At 54.8% G+C, this 17,506-nt stretch carries 18 protein-coding genes; 9 read left to right on the top strand and 9 right to left on the bottom strand.

The window, feature by feature from the left end; translation table 11 throughout:
- The first annotated feature begins 305 nt into the window (after positions 1-305).
- The gene (panM, locus tag ACERJC_RS16405; protein ID WP_152406214.1) at positions 306-689 is read left to right on the top strand and encodes an aspartate 1-decarboxylase autocleavage activator PanM; all 384 of its coding nucleotides are present in this window, start codon (positions 306-308) and stop codon (positions 687-689) included.
- A gap of 98 nt (positions 690-787) precedes the next feature.
- Here panM and livJ read toward each other — a convergent pair whose 3' ends face one another.
- The 6 genes from livJ to ftsY all read right to left on the bottom strand — a co-directional run bounded on the left by livJ (position 788) and on the right by ftsY (position 7,801).
- Positions 788-1,888, bottom strand: a complete 1,101-nt coding sequence (gene livJ / locus ACERJC_RS16400) for a branched chain amino acid ABC transporter substrate-binding protein LivJ (RefSeq protein ID WP_152400362.1) — start codon at positions 1,886-1,888, stop codon at positions 788-790.
- 208 nt (positions 1,889-2,096) lie between these two features.
- On the bottom strand, positions 2,097-3,362 hold the full coding sequence (locus ACERJC_RS16395) for a 4-aminobutyrate--2-oxoglutarate transaminase (RefSeq protein ID WP_373672081.1): 1,266 nt from the start codon (positions 3,360-3,362) through the stop codon (positions 2,097-2,099).
- Between the two features lie 130 nt (positions 3,363-3,492).
- Positions 3,493-4,347: an RNA polymerase sigma factor RpoH gene (gene rpoH, locus ACERJC_RS16390; protein WP_042323016.1), complete on the bottom strand. Its 855-nt coding sequence runs from the start codon at positions 4,345-4,347 to the stop codon at positions 3,493-3,495.
- Between the two features lie 250 nt (positions 4,348-4,597).
- Positions 4,598-5,656, bottom strand: coding sequence for a permease-like cell division protein FtsX (gene ftsX, locus ACERJC_RS16385; RefSeq protein WP_042998480.1), 1,059 nt, complete (start codon positions 5,654-5,656; stop codon positions 4,598-4,600).
- Positions 5,649-6,317, bottom strand: coding sequence for a cell division ATP-binding protein FtsE (gene ftsE / locus ACERJC_RS16380; RefSeq protein ID WP_042998481.1), 669 nt, complete (start codon positions 6,315-6,317; stop codon positions 5,649-5,651). Before ftsE ends, ftsX begins: the two co-directional genes overlap by 8 nt.
- 2 nt (positions 6,318-6,319) lie before the next feature.
- Entirely contained in the window at positions 6,320-7,801 is a 1,482-nt protein-coding gene (ftsY, locus tag ACERJC_RS16375; RefSeq protein WP_373672080.1) for a signal recognition particle-docking protein FtsY, read from the bottom strand.
- A gap of 250 nt (positions 7,802-8,051) precedes the next feature.
- On the opposite strand from ftsY, the gene rsmD reads away from it, so the two are divergent.
- Together rsmD and ACERJC_RS16365 are read left to right on the top strand one after the other, a co-directional pair.
- Positions 8,052-8,648: a 16S rRNA (guanine(966)-N(2))-methyltransferase gene (gene rsmD / locus ACERJC_RS16370; protein ID WP_286631860.1), complete on the top strand. Its 597-nt coding sequence runs from the start codon at positions 8,052-8,054 to the stop codon at positions 8,646-8,648.
- The gene (locus tag ACERJC_RS16365; RefSeq protein WP_042998484.1) at positions 8,638-8,907 is read left to right on the top strand and encodes a DUF1145 family protein; all 270 of its coding nucleotides are present in this window, start codon (positions 8,638-8,640) and stop codon (positions 8,905-8,907) included. Before rsmD ends, ACERJC_RS16365 begins: the two co-directional genes overlap by 11 nt.
- A gap of 2 nt (positions 8,908-8,909) precedes the next feature.
- On the opposite strand, the gene ACERJC_RS16360 is transcribed toward ACERJC_RS16365, so the two are convergent.
- Positions 8,910-9,269, bottom strand: a complete 360-nt coding sequence (locus ACERJC_RS16360; protein ID WP_195505669.1) for a DUF2500 domain-containing protein — start codon at positions 9,267-9,269, stop codon at positions 8,910-8,912.
- A 141-nt stretch (positions 9,270-9,410) separates the two neighbouring features.
- Here ACERJC_RS16360 and ACERJC_RS16355 point away from each other — a divergent pair, with 141 nt between their 5' ends.
- Positions 9,411-10,037 (top strand): lysoplasmalogenase, encoded by a 627-nt coding sequence (locus ACERJC_RS16355; RefSeq protein ID WP_286631862.1) that lies wholly within the window; start codon positions 9,411-9,413, stop codon positions 10,035-10,037.
- Between the two features lie 76 nt (positions 10,038-10,113).
- Positions 10,114-12,312, top strand: a complete 2,199-nt coding sequence (gene zntA / locus ACERJC_RS16350) for a Zn(II)/Cd(II)/Pb(II) translocating P-type ATPase ZntA (protein ID WP_373672079.1) — start codon at positions 10,114-10,116, stop codon at positions 12,310-12,312.
- Between the two features lie 164 nt (positions 12,313-12,476).
- On the opposite strand, the gene tusA is transcribed toward zntA, so the two are convergent.
- A complete protein-coding gene (tusA, locus tag ACERJC_RS16345; protein WP_152406215.1) occupies positions 12,477-12,722 on the bottom strand; it encodes a sulfurtransferase TusA in 246 nt (81 codons plus the stop codon).
- A 305-nt stretch (positions 12,723-13,027) separates the two neighbouring features.
- Between tusA and ACERJC_RS16340 the strand changes: the two genes are divergently transcribed.
- On the top strand, positions 13,028-13,693 hold the full coding sequence (locus ACERJC_RS16340) for a 7-cyano-7-deazaguanine/7-aminomethyl-7-deazaguanine transporter (protein ID WP_152400376.1): 666 nt from the start codon (positions 13,028-13,030) through the stop codon (positions 13,691-13,693).
- A gap of 77 nt (positions 13,694-13,770) precedes the next feature.
- Positions 13,771-14,328, top strand: coding sequence for a DcrB family lipoprotein (locus tag ACERJC_RS16335; protein WP_044327800.1), 558 nt, complete (start codon positions 13,771-13,773; stop codon positions 14,326-14,328).
- Positions 14,329-14,331: 3 nt separating this feature from the next.
- Here ACERJC_RS16335 and ACERJC_RS16330 read toward each other — a convergent pair whose 3' ends face one another.
- Positions 14,332-15,582 (bottom strand): MFS transporter, encoded by a 1,251-nt coding sequence (locus tag ACERJC_RS16330; protein ID WP_152406216.1) that lies wholly within the window; start codon positions 15,580-15,582, stop codon positions 14,332-14,334.
- Between the two features lie 98 nt (positions 15,583-15,680).
- Between ACERJC_RS16330 and ACERJC_RS16325 the strand changes: the two genes are divergently transcribed.
- Positions 15,681-16,730 (top strand): AI-2E family transporter, encoded by a 1,050-nt coding sequence (locus tag ACERJC_RS16325; RefSeq protein ID WP_178828424.1) that lies wholly within the window; start codon positions 15,681-15,683, stop codon positions 16,728-16,730.
- A gap of 375 nt (positions 16,731-17,105) precedes the next feature.
- A complete protein-coding gene (locus ACERJC_RS16320; RefSeq protein WP_125369396.1) occupies positions 17,106-17,483 on the top strand; it encodes a hypothetical protein in 378 nt (125 codons plus the stop codon).
- Positions 17,484-17,506: the final 23 nt, after the last annotated feature.

Raw genomic sequence — 17,506 nt, 5'->3', positions numbered from 1 at the left:
TTTTCCGCAAATACAGATTAAAATCTCTATTTTTCAGTCTATTAAGAACAGATAATATTCTGCTTTTCACCATAGATAAACAAAAAAAAGCACGCTTGTCAGCATAAAATAACGGGACAATGAGCCGAATAAAACACTGCCTTCCAGGGTATTATTCTGCCTGTTTTTCATTCTCTGATGTTTCGAACTGAGGTTCTGACCGTCACAAAATTAATCCCCTGCCAAATGATTTAAAAAAGAGAAAGCGTCCTGATGAATTATTTCGGTACACTGGCATTATCTTTTGTGATTTGGACATGCTGTCGATGAAGCTGACCATCATTCGTTTAGAACACTTTAGCGATCAGGACCTGATCGACCTGGGCAAAATCTGGCCGGAGTATTCCGCCGCCTCTTTAAGCGTAGATGAAACACACCGGATCTACGCAGCGCGATTTAATGAGCGATTGTTAGGTGCCGTAAGGGTCACCCTGAGCGGCACTCAGGGCGCGCTGGATTCGCTGCGCATCCGTGACGTCACGCGGCGTCGGGGAGTGGGGAGATATCTGGTGGAAGAGGTGATCCAGGATAATCCGGACGTCTCATCCTGGTGGATGGCGGATGTCGGCGTGGAAGACCGGGGGATCATGGCAGCGTTTATGCAAGTACTGGGCTTTACCGCGCAGCAGAACGGCTGGGAAAAGCGTTAAAAAAGCCGGGTGGCACTAATGCTTACCCGGCCTACATTCACTAGCGTATTTTCCCAAGACGGTAGGCCGGATAAGCGCCAGCGCCATCCGGCATTCAATTACTTCGCGTCGGTCGCCGTGCCGTTGGCGTGCCAGTCGAAGACGCCGAATTCAAAGCCTTTCAGATCGCCCTTCTCATCCCACGACAGCGGTCCCATCACGGTTTCCACTGAGTTCGCTTTCAGCCAGGTGGCGATTTCAGCCGGATCGGCTGACTGGTTCAGGCCCGCCTGCAAAGATTGCAGCGCAGCGTAGGTGGTCCACACGAACGCACCGCTCGGATCCTGTTTCTTCGCCTTGATCGCATCCACGATAGGTTTGTTCGCGGGAACCTGATCGTAGTTCTTCGGTTTGGTCACCAGCAGACCTTCAGCCGATTCACCGGCGATATTAGACAGGGAAACGTTGGCAACCCCTTCCGGACCCATGAACTGCGTTTTCAGGCCAGCAGCACGAGCCTGACGCAGGATCTGGCCCATTTCCGGGTGATAACCGCCGTAGTAGACAAAGTCGATATTCTCTTTCTTCAGACGCGCCACCAGCGTAGAAAAGTCTTTCTCACCGGCAGTAATACCGTCAAAGAACACCACGTTGGCATTACCCTTCTTCAGGTTCTCCTGCACGGCACGCGCCAGACCTTCACCGTACTGTTGTTTGTCGTGAACGATCGCGATGCGCTGCGGCTTCACTTTCTCCAGAATGTATTTCGCGGCGGTCGGGCCCTGGTCTGAGTCCAGGCCCGTGGTGCGCAGTACCAGTTTATAGCCACGCGCGGTCAGTTCCGGTGCCGTTGCCGCCGGGGTGATCATCAGAATGCCTTCGTCTTCATAGATATCAGACGCAGGCTGAGTGGAAGAGGAGCACAGGTGGCCGATAACGTATTTGATGCCGTCATTGATCACTTTGTTTGCTACTGCGACCGCTTGTTTCGGGTCACAGGCATCATCATATTTTACGATCTGCAGTTTTTCGCCTTTGATGCCACCTTTGGCATTAATGTCTGCAACCGCTTGTTCCGCACCAGTAAACTCCTGATCGCCGTACTGGGCTACCGGACCGGACATCGCACCCACAACAGCGACTTTAATATCGGCCTGAGCCATTGTGCTGAATGCCAACGCGATACATCCTGCCAGTAACGCTTTACCCTTCATATTCATCCTGACCTTCCCCATTCTTATGGTTATTACGACTATTGTGATGTTGTTGTGTAGCGCTTTATTTCATTTATAGGTGTACCGTTCGCGCATTTTCAGCACACTCTGCTAAAACATACCCCATTTTTATAATTTTGGAATAGCTAATTTCATATTCAAATAATAAGTGAACGACATAACGTCGTGCCGCCCGGTGAGGGACGGCACAGGTTTATCGTGTCAGCGAGTGGGTGATAATGCCGAGCGCCTGACGAAATTGCGCCTCAGGGATGGTTAGCGGATAGAGAAAACGAATGACGTTGCCATACACGCCGCAACTCAGCAACAGAAGTCCTTCCTGCAAGGCGCGGTCCTGCACCTGGCGGGTGAATTCCGGGGAGGGCTTCCCGGTGTGCGGGTCGGTAAATTCCACCGCCACCATCGACCCCTGAGCACGAATGTCGGCAATAAACGGACAGTCCGCTTTCGCCTGATTCAACGCGTCGACCAGCGTCGCGCCCAATGTGGCAGCGCGGGCGCAGAGCTGTTCTTCATCAATTACATCCAGCACCGCGTGTGCTGCCGCAACGGCCAGCGGATTCCCGGCATACGTCCCTCCCAGACCGCCAGGCGCAGGCGCATCCATCACCCCGGCACGGCCAGCCACCGCAGAGAGCGGCATCCCGCCCGCCAGGCTTTTCGCCATTGTCATCAGATCGGGCTGTACGCCATGATGCTCCATCGCAAACAGCTTGCCGGTACGAGCAAAGCCGGTCTGCACCTCATCGGCGATCAACAAGATACCGTGGGTATCGCACAACGCCCGCAGTGCCTGCATGAAATCCGTTGGCGCAACATTAAAGCCCCCTTCGCCCTGAACCGGTTCAAGGATGATGGCGGCGACCTGATCCGGCGCGATATCCGCTTTGAAAATGCGCTCCAGACTTTGCAGCGCATCGGCAGTACTCACGCCGTGCAACGCATTAGGGTACTGGGCGTGATAAACCGAACCAGGAAACGGCCCAAAACCGATTTTGTAGGGCGCAACCTTACCGGTCAGCGCCATCGTCATGAAGGTCCGCCCATGAAATGCGCCGCTGAAGGTAATTAGCCCTGGGCGTTTGGTATACGCGCGGGCAATCTTCACCGCGTTTTCCACCGCCTCTGCACCGGTAGAGAAGAACGCCGTTTTCACCGGCCCCTGAATGGGAACGCGCGTGTTGATACGTTCAGCAAGCCGGACATAGCTTTCGTAAGGAACAATCTGGTAAGCGGTATGAGTAAAGGACTGGAGCTGTTTTTCAATCGCGGCGATGACTTTGGGGTGCCGGTGCCCGGTATTCAGCACCGCAATGCCGGCGGCAAAGTCGATCACCTCACGGCCTTCCACATCCCACAACGTTGCGTTTTCCGCTCTCTCGGCGTAAAAGCCGCACATCACGCCGATCCCGCGCGGCGTCGCCTGCAAACGCCGTTCATTCAGTTCGTTATTTTTCATTTTCATCCCCTAAGATGCGCACAACCCATCGGTAAGTGTTTGCCAGGGGGGAGAAATTCGCCAGAGCAGGCGCTAAAAAAACAAAAACCCCGGACAGTTATCCAGGGTTTTAGCGGGGACTTCGCGGGCGTTACGCTTCGATAGCGGCGCGAAGTTTTTTCATGGCGTTCTTTTCAAGCTGACGCACACGTTCTGCGGAAACGCCGTAGCGATCGGCCAGTTCCTGCAGCGTGGACTTGTTATCTTCGTCCAGCCAGCGGGCGCGGATAATATCCTGGCTACGCTCGTCGAGACCTTCCATCGCGTGGGTCAATTTGTTGGCGGCCTGATCTTCCCAGTTATCCTCTTCAATACCATCGGCAAAGTTAGAGGTTTTATCCTGCAGATACAGCACCGGCGCCATCGGCTGGCTGTCGGATTCGTCGTCCGTGGACATATCAAAAGTCATGTCCTGCGCCGCCATACGAGATTCCATCTCGCGAACGTCTTTGCTGGAAACCCCCAGCTCACGCGCAACCATTTCCACTTCATCCTGATTAAACCAGCCCAGACGCTGCTTGGTTTTACGCAGGTTAAAGAACAGCTTACGCTGTGCTTTGGTGGTCGCTACTTTCACGATACGCCAGTTACGCAGGACGTATTCGTGGATCTCAGCTTTGATCCAGTGCACGGCGAAGGAAACCAGGCGCACACCCACTTCCGGGTTAAAACGGCGCACGGCTTTCATCAGGCCAATATTACCTTCCTGAATCAGATCCGCCTGCGGCAGGCCATAGCCCGCATAGTTACGAGCAACATGAACAACAAAGCGCAGGTGAGACAGGATCAGCGTCTTAGCTGCTTCCAGATCGCCCTGGTAATGCAGCTTTTCAGCCAGTGCCCGTTCCTCGTCAGCCGACAACATCGGCCACGCGTTCGCAGCCCGGATGTAAGACTCCAGGTTACCAACAGGGGCTAAAGCTAAATTTTGCATTTCTTTGGTCATTCAAATCCTCTCAAGTTTTATCGTCTGACACCACAGCGATAGACAGCAACAACCGTGCCAGCGTTAATGAGCAACGAGATTAGCATTCACTCTTTTATCAGACCGTGATTTTATCCACAAGTTCAATGCAACGTTGTGTATAAATTACGCACAAATTGTGACATGAAGATGAAAAGCGGGGAAGAGGCGACAGCAACTCTTTCCCTGCGAACGGAAACCCATTGCAGGGAAAGATTATACCACGCTTTTATTAATCGGGAGTAAAGTGACGTAAATGTTGAACCGTCGCAAGCCACGCCGCCACCCAGCCAATCATCGAGCAAACCAGCAGCAGTAACAGGCACTCATCGAACGATAAGCCATTGAGATCAAACTTCGTTCCGAAAACCTGTGCCACTTCCGTAACCGCCGACGACAGTCGCAACACCAAAATTTCTGACAAAATCAGTGAAAGAAATGCGCCGGAAAAACCGAGCAACGCACCGCCGTAGAGGAACGGACGCAGGATAAATCCATCCGTTGCGCCAATCAGTTTTTGCACGTTAATGGTATCGCGGCGGGCAAAAATGCTTAGCCGCACGCTGTTACCAATGACGAGGAAGACAGCGGCAACCATGAGTACGCCAATCATCGCCGACACGCGCCCGACCAGTCCGGTCAGCGCCGCCAGACGGGCAAACCAGCTGTCGTCCATCCGCACTTCATCAATCCCGTTGATGCGGGAGACCCGGTCACGCAATGTGTTCAGCGAATCGGTGCTCTGAAAGTCGAGCTTCGGGATCACCACCGCCACCGCAGGTAATGGGTTCTCTTCCAGCATATCCAGCGCGCCGCCGAAACCGGACCAGTTGCGGAATTCGCCGAGGGCATCTTCACGGGAAAGATAATTCACCTTTTCCACGCCCTGCTCGGCCTGCAGTTGGGCGACAACGCCTGCCGCCGCATCATCATCCAGCGTTTTTTGCAGATAAACGGTTATCTGCGGAGACGGATAATACTGCGTCGCCGCCTGGTTAACGTTTTTGTAGACCATGTAGCAGACGCTCGGCAGGGTCAGGGAGATAGCAATCACCATCACCGTCAGAAACGTCGCCAGCGGTTTGCTTTTCAGATCCTGTAACGCGCCCTGGAACGCATAGCGCACCTGCTCGTTAAAAACGTTGGTTTTACGCGAGTTCGGCTTTGGCGATGGTTTCGCCCGCTTCGGTGCGTTACGCCCACCGTCGCCGGAAGAGCCGCCGGAACGACGGAAACGGTCCAGTCGTCCACCGAACTGTTTGATTTGGTTGATAGCGTCGCGCTTATTCACGAGCTTCGCCTCCATGCAAATGACCATCGCTCAGGGTGAGCATGCGGTACGAACGACGGGAAATGAGCCCAATGTCGTGCGTCGCCATCAGTACCGTCACCCCAACGCGGTTAAACTCTTCGAACAGACGCAGGATCCCTTCCGACAGCGCGTCGTCCAGGTTACCCGTCGGTTCATCCGCCAGCAGTACTGCTGGCTTGTTCACCACCGCACGGGCGATACCGACACGCTGCTGTTCACCGCCGGAGAGTTGAATCGGGAAGTTCTTCGCTTTGTCCAGCAGTCCGACCTTGTCCAGCGCCGCCGACACGCGACGACGAATATCATCCCCGCTGGCTCCGGCGATAATCAGCGGTATCGCCACGTTGTCGAATACCGTTCTGTCCATCAACAGGTGGTGATCCTGGAAAATCATGCCGATCTGACGACGCAAAAACGGCACTTCACGGTTTTTCAGTCGCGTGATGTCATGTCCACTGAAGAGAATTTTCCCGGCGCTCGGCCGCTCAATCCCACAGATAAGCTTCAGTAGGGTACTTTTCCCCGCGCCGGAATGGCCGGTCAGAAACGCCATCTCGCCTGGCTGCATATGGAATGTCACTCCCTGCAGCGCTTGTCTCCCACCGAGATAGGCCTTGCTGACATGTTCAAAGCGAATCATTGTTAATCCTCTCGGGCAAAAAGTGCCTCTATAAAATCGTCCGCCTTAAACGGACGTAAATCCTCGATACGTTCGCCCACACCAATATAGCGGATAGGGATGCCAAACTGATCGGCCACCGAGAAGATAACCCCACCTTTCGCCGTACCGTCCAGTTTGGTCAGGGTAATACCGGTCAGGCCCACCGCTTCATGAAACAGTTTGGCCTGGCTTATCGCATTCTGCCCGGTGCTGGCGTCAAGCGTCAGCATAACTTCATGCGGTGCGTCTTCGTCCAGTTTCTTCATCACGCGAACGATTTTTTTCAGTTCTTCCATCAGATGCGATTTGTTTTGCAGGCGACCTGCGGTATCGGCAATCAGCACATCAATGTGGCGCGCCTTCGCTGCCTGAATAGCGTCGAAGATAACGGAAGCGGAGTCCGCGCCAGTGTGCTGGGCGATCACCGGGATATTGTTACGCTGGCCCCAGACCTGCAATTGCTCAACCGCCGCCGCGCGGAACGTATCGCCCGCTGCCAGCATCACCGATTTACCCTGTTGCTCAAACTGACGCGCCAGCTTACCGATGGTGGTGGTTTTTCCCACGCCGTTAACGCCAACCATTAAGATAACAAACGGCGTTTTGCCCTCAACGTTCAGCGGCTCATCGACTTTCGCCAGAATGTCGCCCATCTCGTCTTTCAGCAGACCGTACAGCGCCTCGGCATCTTTAAGCTGTTTGCGGCTGGCGCCTTCTGTCAGATTGGTGATGATTTTACGCGTGGTTTCCACGCCCACATCGGCAATCAGCAGTTGCTCTTCCAGTTCTTCAAACAGATCATCGTCGATTTTTTTACCACGGAACAGGCTGATAAATCCGGAACCGAGATTTTCTTTGGTTTTCAGTAAGCTGCGTTTCAGGCGCGCGAAAAAGCCTTCTTTGGTCGGTTTTTCCTGCTCCTGAGCGATCTCGTCGACCGGCGCGTCGTCTTCCGCCACCGGCACGACCATCAACGCGTCTTCCGCGGCTTGCGCCGCCAGCGCCTGTGCTTCCAGCTCTTCGTCGGTCAGTTCCGGCTCGTTTTGCGCCTCTTCTTCCACCGCGTCAACAATCTCAACGGTTTCCGCTTCCGCCTGCCACTCTTGCGCTGAGGTTTCCTTTTCGGCGTTCACCTCTTCCGGCAGCGGCAGCTCTTCGTGTTCGACGGCAATCTGCGGCTCAACGCGCACTTCAGCAACGGCGGGCGCGGGTTCAGCAGACTGGAACGTTTCGATTTCCTGAACTTGTTCAGTCACCTCAACCACTTCTTCAGCAAAGGCTTCTGTTTCTTCTTTGCTGTGAACCGGCGCTTGCGCTTCTACATCAACCGCCGTTTCAACGGGTGCGTCGGGCGGTAATTGCGCGTCAACACCCTGCTGCTCTTCGGTTTTTTGTTCTTGTTCCTGCTCTTTTTCACCAAAGCCCAGCCAGGAAAAGAAGCCACGTTTTTTCTGTTTTGCCATTTGCGATTACACCCCTCGCGGCCCTATGCATTTCATCTTTCAGGCTGCCTCTTTGTTGGCTGCGCTCAAAAACCCCAGTCACATCGTCTTCTATGCTCCAGGGGATTTTATCGCTTGCCGCCTCGATGCATCCTGAATGATTTTATGCATATATACATGGAAGCTAAAAAAATGATGAAATAGTCTATCACTTTACTTAATCCACATCACCGCCTGGAATCATCTGCAAGCGGCGGTTTGAGCAACAGAAATGAAAAAACCGAATCACTCTGGCAGCGGCCAAATCCGCATTATTGGCGGGCAATGGCGCGGCCGCAAACTCCCGGTCCCCGACAGCCCCGGTCTACGTCCGACAACCGACCGCGTGCGTGAGACGCTGTTTAACTGGCTGGCACCGGTGATGGTAGAGGCCCATTGTCTGGACTGTTTCGCCGGAAGCGGCGCGCTGGGGCTGGAAGCGTTGTCACGCTATGCCGCCAGTGCGACGCTGCTGGAGATGGATCGCGCGGTCTCTCAGCAATTACAAAAGAACCTGGCTACGCTGAAAGCAGGGAATGCAAAAGTCGTGAATACCAATACCCTGACATTCCTGGCGCAGTCGGGCACCCCGCACAATGTGGTGTTTGTCGACCCGCCGTTTCGTAAAGGGTTACTGGAAGAGACCTTAAGCCTGCTGGAAAATCACGGCTGGCTGGCAGATGTTGCCTGGATTTACGTGGAAAGCGAAGTGGAAAACGGTCTGCCGCCCGTGCCGACGAACTGGTCGCTGTACCGGGAAAAAATCGCCGGGCAGGTAGCGTACCGTTTGTATCAACGCGAAGCACAAGGAGAAAGCGATGCTGATTAATCTTGGTCGACTACTGATGCTCGGCGTGTGGGCATTCTTATTGTTAAACCTGGTGCAACCCTTCCCGCGCCCGCTCAACATCTTCGTTAACGTCGCCCTCGTGTTCATGGTGCTGATGCACGGCATGCAACTGGCGCTGCTGAAGTCCACCCTGCCCAAAGATGGGCCACAAATGACCACCGGCGAGAAGGTGCGTATTTTCCTGTTTGGCGTGTTTGAACTGCTGGTCTGGCAGAAAAAGTTTAACGTCAAAAAGTAATGCTACGGCTGAGCGACAAAATCGACGAAGCGCGATCCTTTGTAGCTCAGCGTCCCTTTCTCCCCCACCGTCAGCGCATGGTACTGCGTCGCATCAAGGCGGAATGTCTTTTCCAGCCCACCGTTCTGCGGCTTAAAGCTGACCTCATAGCGCATGCTGGTTCCCGCTGGCGTGACCTGCTGCTGTCGGGAACGTCGGTCGTTGATGGGCTTTTCACGCTTATTGCTGACCACCATCTGCGCCTGCCGAAGCGGTGCCGCATCGTTATCGGCTTTTTCCCGCCGCTGCTGCATAAAGCGAAATGAGGCGGCAACAATAATTAACACAATGATAATAATGAAGAAAAGTGGCGGCTTACTCATATTGATAACCCATCAGAAAATGCGGAAATAAGCATACCTTGCCCGTTATGGTGTTGTCATCAGGTGGTCGCGGCCTCTACACTGAACACCAGGGTTGTGAGCATACCGCTTACGAAAAAATAACGAATTCAAGGAACTAAGATGCTTTGGTCGTTTATCGCTGTCTGCCTTTCCGCATGGTTATTTGTGGATGCCTCCTACCGTGGACCCACCTGGCAACGCTGGGTCTTTAAACCCGTCACCTTATTACTCCTGCTGTTACTGGCCTGGCAAGCGCCGATGTTCAACGCCGTGAGCTATCTGGTACTGGCCGGTCTTTGCGCTTCACTGGTTGGCGATGCGCTGACATTATTGCCGCGTCAGCGGCTGCTCTACGCGATTGGCGCGTTTTTCCTTTCGCACCTGCTGTATACCATCTATTTTGCCAGCCAGATGACGCTCTCTTTCTTCTGGCCGCTGCCGCTGGTGCTGATGGTGCTGGGCGCACTGCTGATTGCGGTGATCTGGACACGTCTTGAAGAGTTGCGCTGGCCGGTATGTACCTTTATCGCCATGACGCTGGTCATGGTCTGGCTGGCCGGCGAACTGTGGTTCTTCCGTCCCACCGCGCCTGCGCTGTCGGCATTTTTGGGCGCGTCGCTGCTGTTTATTGGCAACATCGTCTGGCTGGGCAGTCACTACCGCTGTCGTTTCCGCGCAGACAACGCCATCGCCGCCGCCTGCTACTTTGCCGGGCACTTCCTGATCGTCCGTTCGCTTTATCTCTAATAATGCTTGACTCTGGAGTCGACTCCAGAGTGTATCCTCCGGTTAATGAGAAAATTATCATCAACCGGAGGATGCCATGTCGATACCTGCTCACGATGGCAAAAAAGCCCCACAATTTTCATCTTTCAAGCCTGCGCCAACGCCGCAGAAGACCGATGACTGCTGCTGCGAAGGCGCGTGCTCGCCCCCTGAATCGGTTGTTGAAACGGTAAAAGGCACTCGCTACAGCTGGAAAGTGTCCGGGATGGACTGCGCCGCCTGCGCCCGCAAAGTGGAAAACGCCGTGCGCCAGGTCAGCGGCGTCAACCAGGTCCAGGTGCTGTTTGCTACCGAGAAACTGGTCGTCGACAGCAACGGCGATCTCCGTCAGCAAATCGAGAACGCGGTGCAAAAAGCGGGTTACACCCTGCGCGATGAACAGGCGAAGGAAGACGTCCCCGAATCCCGCTTTAAAGAGAACCTGCCGCTGCTGACGCTTACCGTCATGATGGCGCTCAGTTGGGGACTGGAGCAGTTTAACCACCCGTTCGGTCAACTGGCGTTTATCGCCACGACGCTGGTCGGCCTGTTCCCGATTGCCCGCCAGGCGCTGCGTCTGATTAAAACCGGCAGTTGGTTTGCCATTGAAACGCTGATGAGCGTCGCGGCTATCGGGGCGCTGTTCATCGGTGCCACGGCAGAAGCGGCAATGGTATTGCTGTTGTTCCTGATTGGCGAACGACTCGAAGGCTGGGCTGCCAGTCGCGCCCGCAAAGGGGTCAGCGCGCTGATGGCGCTGAAGCCAGAAACCGCGATGCGTTTACGCGACGGTGTGCGCGAAGAGGTGGCAATCAACACCCTGCAACCGGGCGATATCATTGAAGTCGCCGCCGGGGGACGTTTGCCTGCCGACGGTAAACTGATCTCCGGTTTTGCCAGTTTTGATGAGAGTGCGCTGACGGGCGAATCGATCCCGGTAGAACGCGCCACCGGCGAAAAAGTACCGGCAGGAGCCACCAGCGTGGACCGTCTCGTCACGCTGGAAGTCGTCTGCGAACCGGGTGCCAGCGCGATTGACCGGATCCTGAAGTTAATCGAAGAGGCCGAGGAACGCCGCGCGCCAATTGAGCGTTTTATCGACCGCTTCAGCCGGATTTATACGCCAGCGATTATGGCCATTGCCCTGCTGGTGACGCTCGTCCCACCGCTGTTGTTCGCCGGCGCCTGGCAGGAGTGGATTTATAAAGGGTTAACGCTGCTGCTGATCGGCTGTCCGTGTGCGCTGGTGATTTCCACGCCAGCAGCTATCACTTCCGGCCTGGCGGCGGCGGCCCGTCGCGGGGCATTGATTAAAGGCGGCGCGGCGCTGGAACAGTTAGGCCGTATCACGCAGGTCGCCTTTGATAAAACCGGGACGCTGACCGTGGGGAAACCGCGCGTGACGGCGATTCACCCGGCGACCGGTGTCAGCGAGTCTGAACTACTGACGCTGGCGGCGGCCGTCGAACAGGGCGCAACGCACCCGCTGGCACAGGCCATTGTTCGCGAAGCGCAAACCACAGGGTTAACAATCCCGGTCGCCGAAGGGCAACGGGCGCTGGTGGGATCAGGGATTGAAGCGCAGGTGAATGGCGAAAGCGTTCTGATTTGCGCCGCCGGGAAACGTCCTGCCGACGCCTTTGCCGGAGAGATTAACCAGCTCGAAAGCGCCGGACAGACCGTCGTTCTGGTTCTGCGCAACGAACGTGTAATCGGGGTAATCGCCTTGCAGGATACGCTGCGCGACGATGCCCGCACCGCCATCAGCGAACTTAACGCGCTGGGTGTGAAGGGTGTGATCCTGACCGGCGATAACCCGCGCGCGGCGGCAGCCATTGCCGGCGAACTGGGTCTGGCATTTAACGCAGGATTGCTGCCGGAAGATAAAGTGAAAGCGGTCACCGCGCTGAATCAGCAGTCACCGCTGGCGATGGTGGGTGATGGCATTAACGATGCGCCGGCAATGAAGGCCGCCGCCATTGGTATCGCGATGGGTAGCGGCACCGACGTGGCGCTGGAAACCGCGGACGCCGCACTGACGCATAACCGCCTCACGGGGCTGGTGCAGATGATCCAACTGGCGCGCGCGACCCACGCCAATATTCGTCAGAACATCACCATTGCGCTGGGGCTGAAAGGGATATTTCTCGTCACCACGCTGCTCGGGATGACCGGCCTGTGGCTGGCGGTGCTGGCGGATACCGGGGCAACGGTGCTGGTCACCGCCAACGCCCTGAGATTGTTACGTAAAGGATAACGTGTTTTTGCCGGATGGCGGCGTTGCCTTATCCGGCCTACGAACCGTGTGCGGTGCATTATCCTTTGTAGGCCAGATAAGCGTTAGCGCCATCCGGCTTACGGGCCGTGCGCGGTGCATTATCCTTTGTAAGCCGGATGAGCGTTAGCGCCATCCGGCGTCGCTTACTGGCCTTTACGCACCAGATAGCGATACGGCAGAGAGTCGGTCTCTTTTGCCACCAGCTCGTGTTCCATAAAGGTACAAAAGCCGGGAATGTCACGGGTGGTCGCCGGATCGTCCGCCACAATCAGCAGTGTTTCGCCGGTCTGCATGTTGCGTACGGTTTTACGCACCATCATTACCGGCTCCGGACAGCGGAGTCCCTGGGCATCAAGGGTATGGTCGGCAGAGGAAAACAGATCGCTCATCATGGTCTCATTCACTAAAAAAACGGCTGTAGTTTACGCTCAGTTCCGAAGTAAGCCAATCAGGTTAACGATTGCGTGAAAAATAGCCATTGCATTACCGCCGCAAAGCAGTATCATGCGGCGGCTTAAAAAAACGAAGACGCGTTATTGGCGCAGCCAGTTTATTTGAAGGCCAGCGCACAGCGCCCGACGCGTACACGGAGTACGTGCGGCGCGCGAGCACTGCCCGAAAGCAAAATGGCAGTAAAATAGCGTGTAGCACGAATTGGGTTCCCTCACCCCAATAACCATCAAAAAGGTACAATATGAACGCATTTACACAATCACAACGCATGAAAGCGTTGTTCTGGCTATCGCTATTCCATTTGCTGGTGATCACCTCCAGCAACTATCTGGTCCAGCTTCCGGTCTCCATTTTTGGTTTCCACACCACCTGGGGCGCGTTTAGCTTTCCCTTTATTTTCCTCGCAACCGACCTGACCGTGCGGATTTTTGGCGCGCCGCTGGCCCGTCGAATTATCTTTGCGGTGATGATGCCGGCGCTGCTGATCTCCTATGTGATTTCGTCGCTGTTCTATATGGGTTCATGGCAGGGATTTGGGGCGCTGATGCACTTCAATCTGTTTGTCGCCCGTATCGCGGTCGCCAGTTTTATGGCCTACGCGCTGGGACAGATTCTCGATGTGCACGTCTTTAACCGCCTGCGTCAAAACCGCCGTTGGTGGCTGGCACCGACGGCCTCGACGCTGTTTGGCAACGTCAGCGACACCCTCGCCTTCTTCTTTATTGCGTTCTGGCGCAGCCCGGATGCCTTTATGGCCGAGCACTGGATGGAAATCGCCATCGTCGATTACTGTTTTAAAGTGCTGATCAGCATCCTTTTCTTCCTGCCGATGTATGGCGTATTACTGAATATGTTGCTGAAAAAACTGGCAGATAAATCTGAAATCCCGGCGATGCAGGCAAGTTGAGCTAAAGGTTCCTTTTCCGGGTTGTGATAAGATGAACGGATGAGCCGTTATGGCCGTTTATCGAAAGGAAGAAGTCAATGCGTAATCTGGTTAAATATGTCGGTATTGGCCTGCTGGTTATGGGGCTGGCGGCCTGTGATAATAGTGATACGAAAGCGCCGGCAGAGGGCACGGCGGCAGAAAGCAACGCAACCGGTCAACCGGTTTCTCTGCTGGATGGCAAACTGAGTTTCTCCCTGCCGGCGGATATGACTGACCAGAGCGGCAAGCTGGGTACGCAGGCCAATAATATGCACGTTTACTCTGACGCGACCGGCCAGAAAGCGGTCATTGTCATCGTTGGTGATAACACTAACGAAGAGCTGTCTGTGCTGGCAAAACGTCTGGAAGATCAGCAGCGCAGCCGCGACCCGCAACTGCAGGTGGTGACCAACAAATCCATCGAGCTGAAAGGCCACACGCTGCAACAGTTAGACAGCATTATCTCGGCGAAAGGCCAGACCGCTTACTCATCCGTCGTACTGGGTAAAGTGGATAACCAACTGCTGACCCTGCAAATTACGCTGCCGGCTGACGACCAGCAGAAAGCGCAAACGGCCGCGGAAAACATCATCAATACGCTGGTTATTCAGTAACCGTCAGGATGATGAAACGGCCTCTGGCGATTCCTGCGGAGGCCGTTTTTTTAACCGCCAGGTTAACAGTAGCGCAATCGCCACCAGACCCGCCGCCGCCAGGTAAATCACCGGCACGCCAGCCCAGCTCATCACCAGCCCGGCCAATGGCCCCGTCACCCCCAGCGACAGATCCATAAACACCGTATAAGTTGCCAGCGCCGAGCCCTGATTCTGCTGCGGCACGGCTTTTACCGCCACCACGCCAAGCGCCGGGAAGACCAGCGAGAAACCCATTCCTGCCAGCAGCACGCCGATTTTTGCCATCCACGGCATCATCGCCACGCCCACCAACAGCAGTCCGACAATCTCAACGCCAAAGCAGATCATCGCCACGTTCAGACCGCCCAGGCGGTTGATACCGTTAGGAAACAGCAGACGCGTACCGATAAAAGCACAGCTAAACAGGGTGAGCGCAAACGCCGCGCCGTCCCAGCCTTTGGCGTCATAGAACAGGGTGATAAAGGTGGCGATCACCCCAAAACCCGCCGAGGCCAGCGCCAGCGCCATCCCGTATAGCCAGACGCGTCCGAGCACCGCACGAAAGGGAAGTGGCTTTCCTTTGCTCGCTTTCACCGCCGGGCGCGGAATCGCCAACAGAACCGCCAGCAGCGCGATCCCCATGATAATCAGCGCTAATCCCTGTAGTCCGCTCCAGTTATAAAACAGCACGCCGAGCGGTGCGCCGACCGCCATCGCCCCGTAGGTCACAATACCGTTCCAGGAGATCACCCGTCCGATATGTAGCGACCCCACCACGCCTATTCCCCACAGCGTCGAGCCGGTCCCGGCGAAGCTCTGTCCAATCCCCAGAATGACGCGACCCAGACACAGCAGCAGCAAACTGGCGACCGGCCAACTGCTGACGCTTCCCGCCAGAAAATAGCCCGCGCCGCTGAGAAAACAGCCGCACAGACCAAAAACCACAATCTTTTTCGGACCAAGTAAATCCGCGTAGCGTCCGGCATGAGGGCGACTGAGCAAGGTCGCGAAGTATTGCAGGCTGATGACCAGTCCCGCCCAGAAGGCGCTAAAGCCCATCACATCATGGACATAGCCAGGCAGCACCGCGAGCGGTAGGCCGATGGTCAGGTAGCTGGCACAGTTAAACATCACAACAGAAACAATGCGCAGATTGAGGCGCAATCCATTAAGCGCCGGTTCAGCGACGGGTTCGGGCATGGGGACCACCACGTTTTTACAACAATGTTTCATTTCTATCATGCCACGCCGGGAAAATCAGCAGCCAGATTAGGAATATCGGCAGCAGGCCAGCCGCTACACTTAATGAAAATCAATAACAGGAAGCCACCATGACAACCCCTCAGCCCGATAAAACGGGTTTACATATTCTGCTCAAACTGGCCGCGCTGGTCGTCATTCTCGCCGGGATCCACGCCGCCGCAGATATCATTGTGCAGCTCTTGCTGGCACTCTTTTTTGCCATTGTCCTCAATCCGCTGGTCACCTGGTTTATTCGCCGGGGCGTGAAACGCCCGGTGGCAATTACGATTGTGGTGGTTGTGATGTTGTTTGTGCTCACCGCGCTGATTGGCGTGCTGGCCGCCTCGGTTAACGAATTTATTGCCATGCTGCCGAAGTACAACAAAGAACTGACGCGCAAGGTCTTGTATGTACAGGAGATGATTCCATTTTTAAATCTACACATGTCCCCGGAACGGATGTTACAGCGAATCGACTCCGACAAAATTGTCACCTTCACCACCACGCTGATGACCGGGTTGTCGGGCGCGATGGCCAGCGTCATTTTGTTGGTAATGACCGTCGTATTTATGCTGTTTGAAGTCCGCCATGTGCCTTACAAAATGCGTTTTGCGCTGCATAACCCACAAATCCACATTGCCGGACTGCACCGGGCGTTGAAGGGGGTTTCGCACTATCTGGCGTTAAAAACGCTGCTTAGCCTGTGGACCGGGGTCATTGTCTGGTTGGGACTGGAATTGATGCACATTCAGTTTGCCCTGATGTGGGGGGTGCTGGCGTTCCTGCTGAACTATGTACCAAACATTGGCTCGGTGATTTCCGCCGTTCCACCGATGGTTCAGGCGCTGCTTTTCAACGGCATTTATGAGTGCGTGCTGGTGGGAGCGCTGTTCCTGGTGGTTCATATGGTATTAGGCAACATGGTTGAACCACGCATGATGGGGCATCGCCTGGGCATGTCGACGCTGGTGGTGTTCCTTTCCCTGCTGGTCTGGGGCTGGCTGCTCGGCCCGGTGGGAATGTTGCTCTCCGTCCCTCTGACCAGCGTGTGCAAAATCTGGATGGAAACCACGACAGGCGGCAGCAAACTGGCCATATTACTGGGCCCGGGGAGACCGAAAAATAGATTACCGGGATAAACCAGCCCTACCAACCAGGGTAGTTTCATTCACTTACAGATGAAAGTACTATAAGGCGCGCTTTTGTTATCTGAGTATTTCAATAAGCGCGCGGTTTCCTTTGCAAAATGAGATCCAGGTCTCCCACAGTGCATTTAATTCAAATTAAATGATATCGACAATGGAATTTAAGTGAGAATTAACTGACTAACGCCATGATAACCCGGAAGATAAATTACCTTCTGCGTTCACTCATTAATTACAAGAATTTCACGGCCGTCCGTCAAAGTTAACATTAATAATAGTCGGTATTATTGTAACTAAAACTAAATTCAGAAATGCATTCAACGTTAATATAAATAGTGATTTTGATAGGGAGTTTTCATGAAACAATACATTAAGTGGTTTGCGGCGATTGCGGTTGTTGGTGCGCTGGCGGGTTGTGCGCGTACTGCCCCCATCGATCAGGTTCACTCTTCGGTTACCGCAGGCCACACCCAGGATCAGGTAAAAAATGCGATTCTGAAAGCCGGCATTCAGCGTAAATGGATCATGACTGAAGCGGGTCCGGGAGTGATCAAAGCGCGTCAGCAGTCTCGCGACCACGTTGCGGAAGTGCGCATTACCTACACCGCCTCCAGCTACGATATCAAGTACGACAGCAGCCTCAATCTGCAGGCTTCTGGCGGTAAAATTCATAAAAACTACAACCGCTGGGTACGTAACCTGGATAAAGACATTCAGTTGAACCTGTCTGCGGGTGCAAATCTGTAATGACGCCTGAAGTCGGGCCGCGC

Origin of the sequence: Citrobacter telavivensis (assembly GCF_041807075.1) — a bacterium.
GTDB lineage: Bacteria > Pseudomonadota > Gammaproteobacteria > Enterobacterales > Enterobacteriaceae > Citrobacter_A > Citrobacter_A telavivensis.
The sequence above is the reverse complement of the archived record's forward strand: the minus strand, read 5'-3'. Positions and strand labels throughout refer to the sequence as shown.

Excerpts from the sequence above, each read along its gene's own strand:
- ACERJC_RS16340 (WP_152400376.1), top strand. The coding sequence starts at position 13,028 with ATGAACGCATTTACACAATCACAACGCATGAAAGCGTTGTTCTGGCTA.
- ACERJC_RS16355 (WP_286631862.1), top strand. The coding sequence starts at position 9,411 with ATGCTTTGGTCGTTTATCGCTGTCTGCCTTTCCGCATGGTTATTTGTG.
- tusA (WP_152406215.1), bottom strand. The coding sequence starts at position 12,722 with ATGAGCGATCTGTTTTCCTCTGCCGACCATACCCTTGATGCCCAGGGA.
- ACERJC_RS16335 (WP_044327800.1), top strand. The coding sequence starts at position 13,771 with ATGCGTAATCTGGTTAAATATGTCGGTATTGGCCTGCTGGTTATGGGG.
- zntA (WP_373672079.1), top strand. The coding sequence starts at position 10,114 with ATGTCGATACCTGCTCACGATGGCAAAAAAGCCCCACAATTTTCATCT.
- livJ (WP_152400362.1), bottom strand. The coding sequence starts at position 1,888 with ATGAATATGAAGGGTAAAGCGTTACTGGCAGGATGTATCGCGTTGGCA.
- ACERJC_RS16360 (WP_195505669.1), bottom strand. The coding sequence starts at position 9,269 with ATGAGTAAGCCGCCACTTTTCTTCATTATTATCATTGTGTTAATTATT.
- rpoH (WP_042323016.1), bottom strand. The coding sequence starts at position 4,347 with ATGACCAAAGAAATGCAAAATTTAGCTTTAGCCCCTGTTGGTAACCTG.
- ACERJC_RS16325 (WP_178828424.1), top strand. The coding sequence starts at position 15,681 with ATGACAACCCCTCAGCCCGATAAAACGGGTTTACATATTCTGCTCAAA.
- ftsY (WP_373672080.1), bottom strand. The coding sequence starts at position 7,801 with ATGGCAAAACAGAAAAAACGTGGCTTCTTTTCCTGGCTGGGCTTTGGT.
- ACERJC_RS16395 (WP_373672081.1), bottom strand. The coding sequence starts at position 3,362 with ATGAAAAATAACGAACTGAATGAACGGCGTTTGCAGGCGACGCCGCGC.
- panM (WP_152406214.1), top strand. The coding sequence starts at position 306 with ATGAAGCTGACCATCATTCGTTTAGAACACTTTAGCGATCAGGACCTG.
- rsmD (WP_286631860.1), top strand. The coding sequence starts at position 8,052 with ATGAAAAAACCGAATCACTCTGGCAGCGGCCAAATCCGCATTATTGGC.
- ACERJC_RS16365 (WP_042998484.1), top strand. The coding sequence starts at position 8,638 with ATGCTGATTAATCTTGGTCGACTACTGATGCTCGGCGTGTGGGCATTC.
- ftsE (WP_042998481.1), bottom strand. The coding sequence starts at position 6,317 with ATGATTCGCTTTGAACATGTCAGCAAGGCCTATCTCGGTGGGAGACAA.
- ACERJC_RS16330 (WP_152406216.1), bottom strand. The coding sequence starts at position 15,582 with ATGAAACATTGTTGTAAAAACGTGGTGGTCCCCATGCCCGAACCCGTC.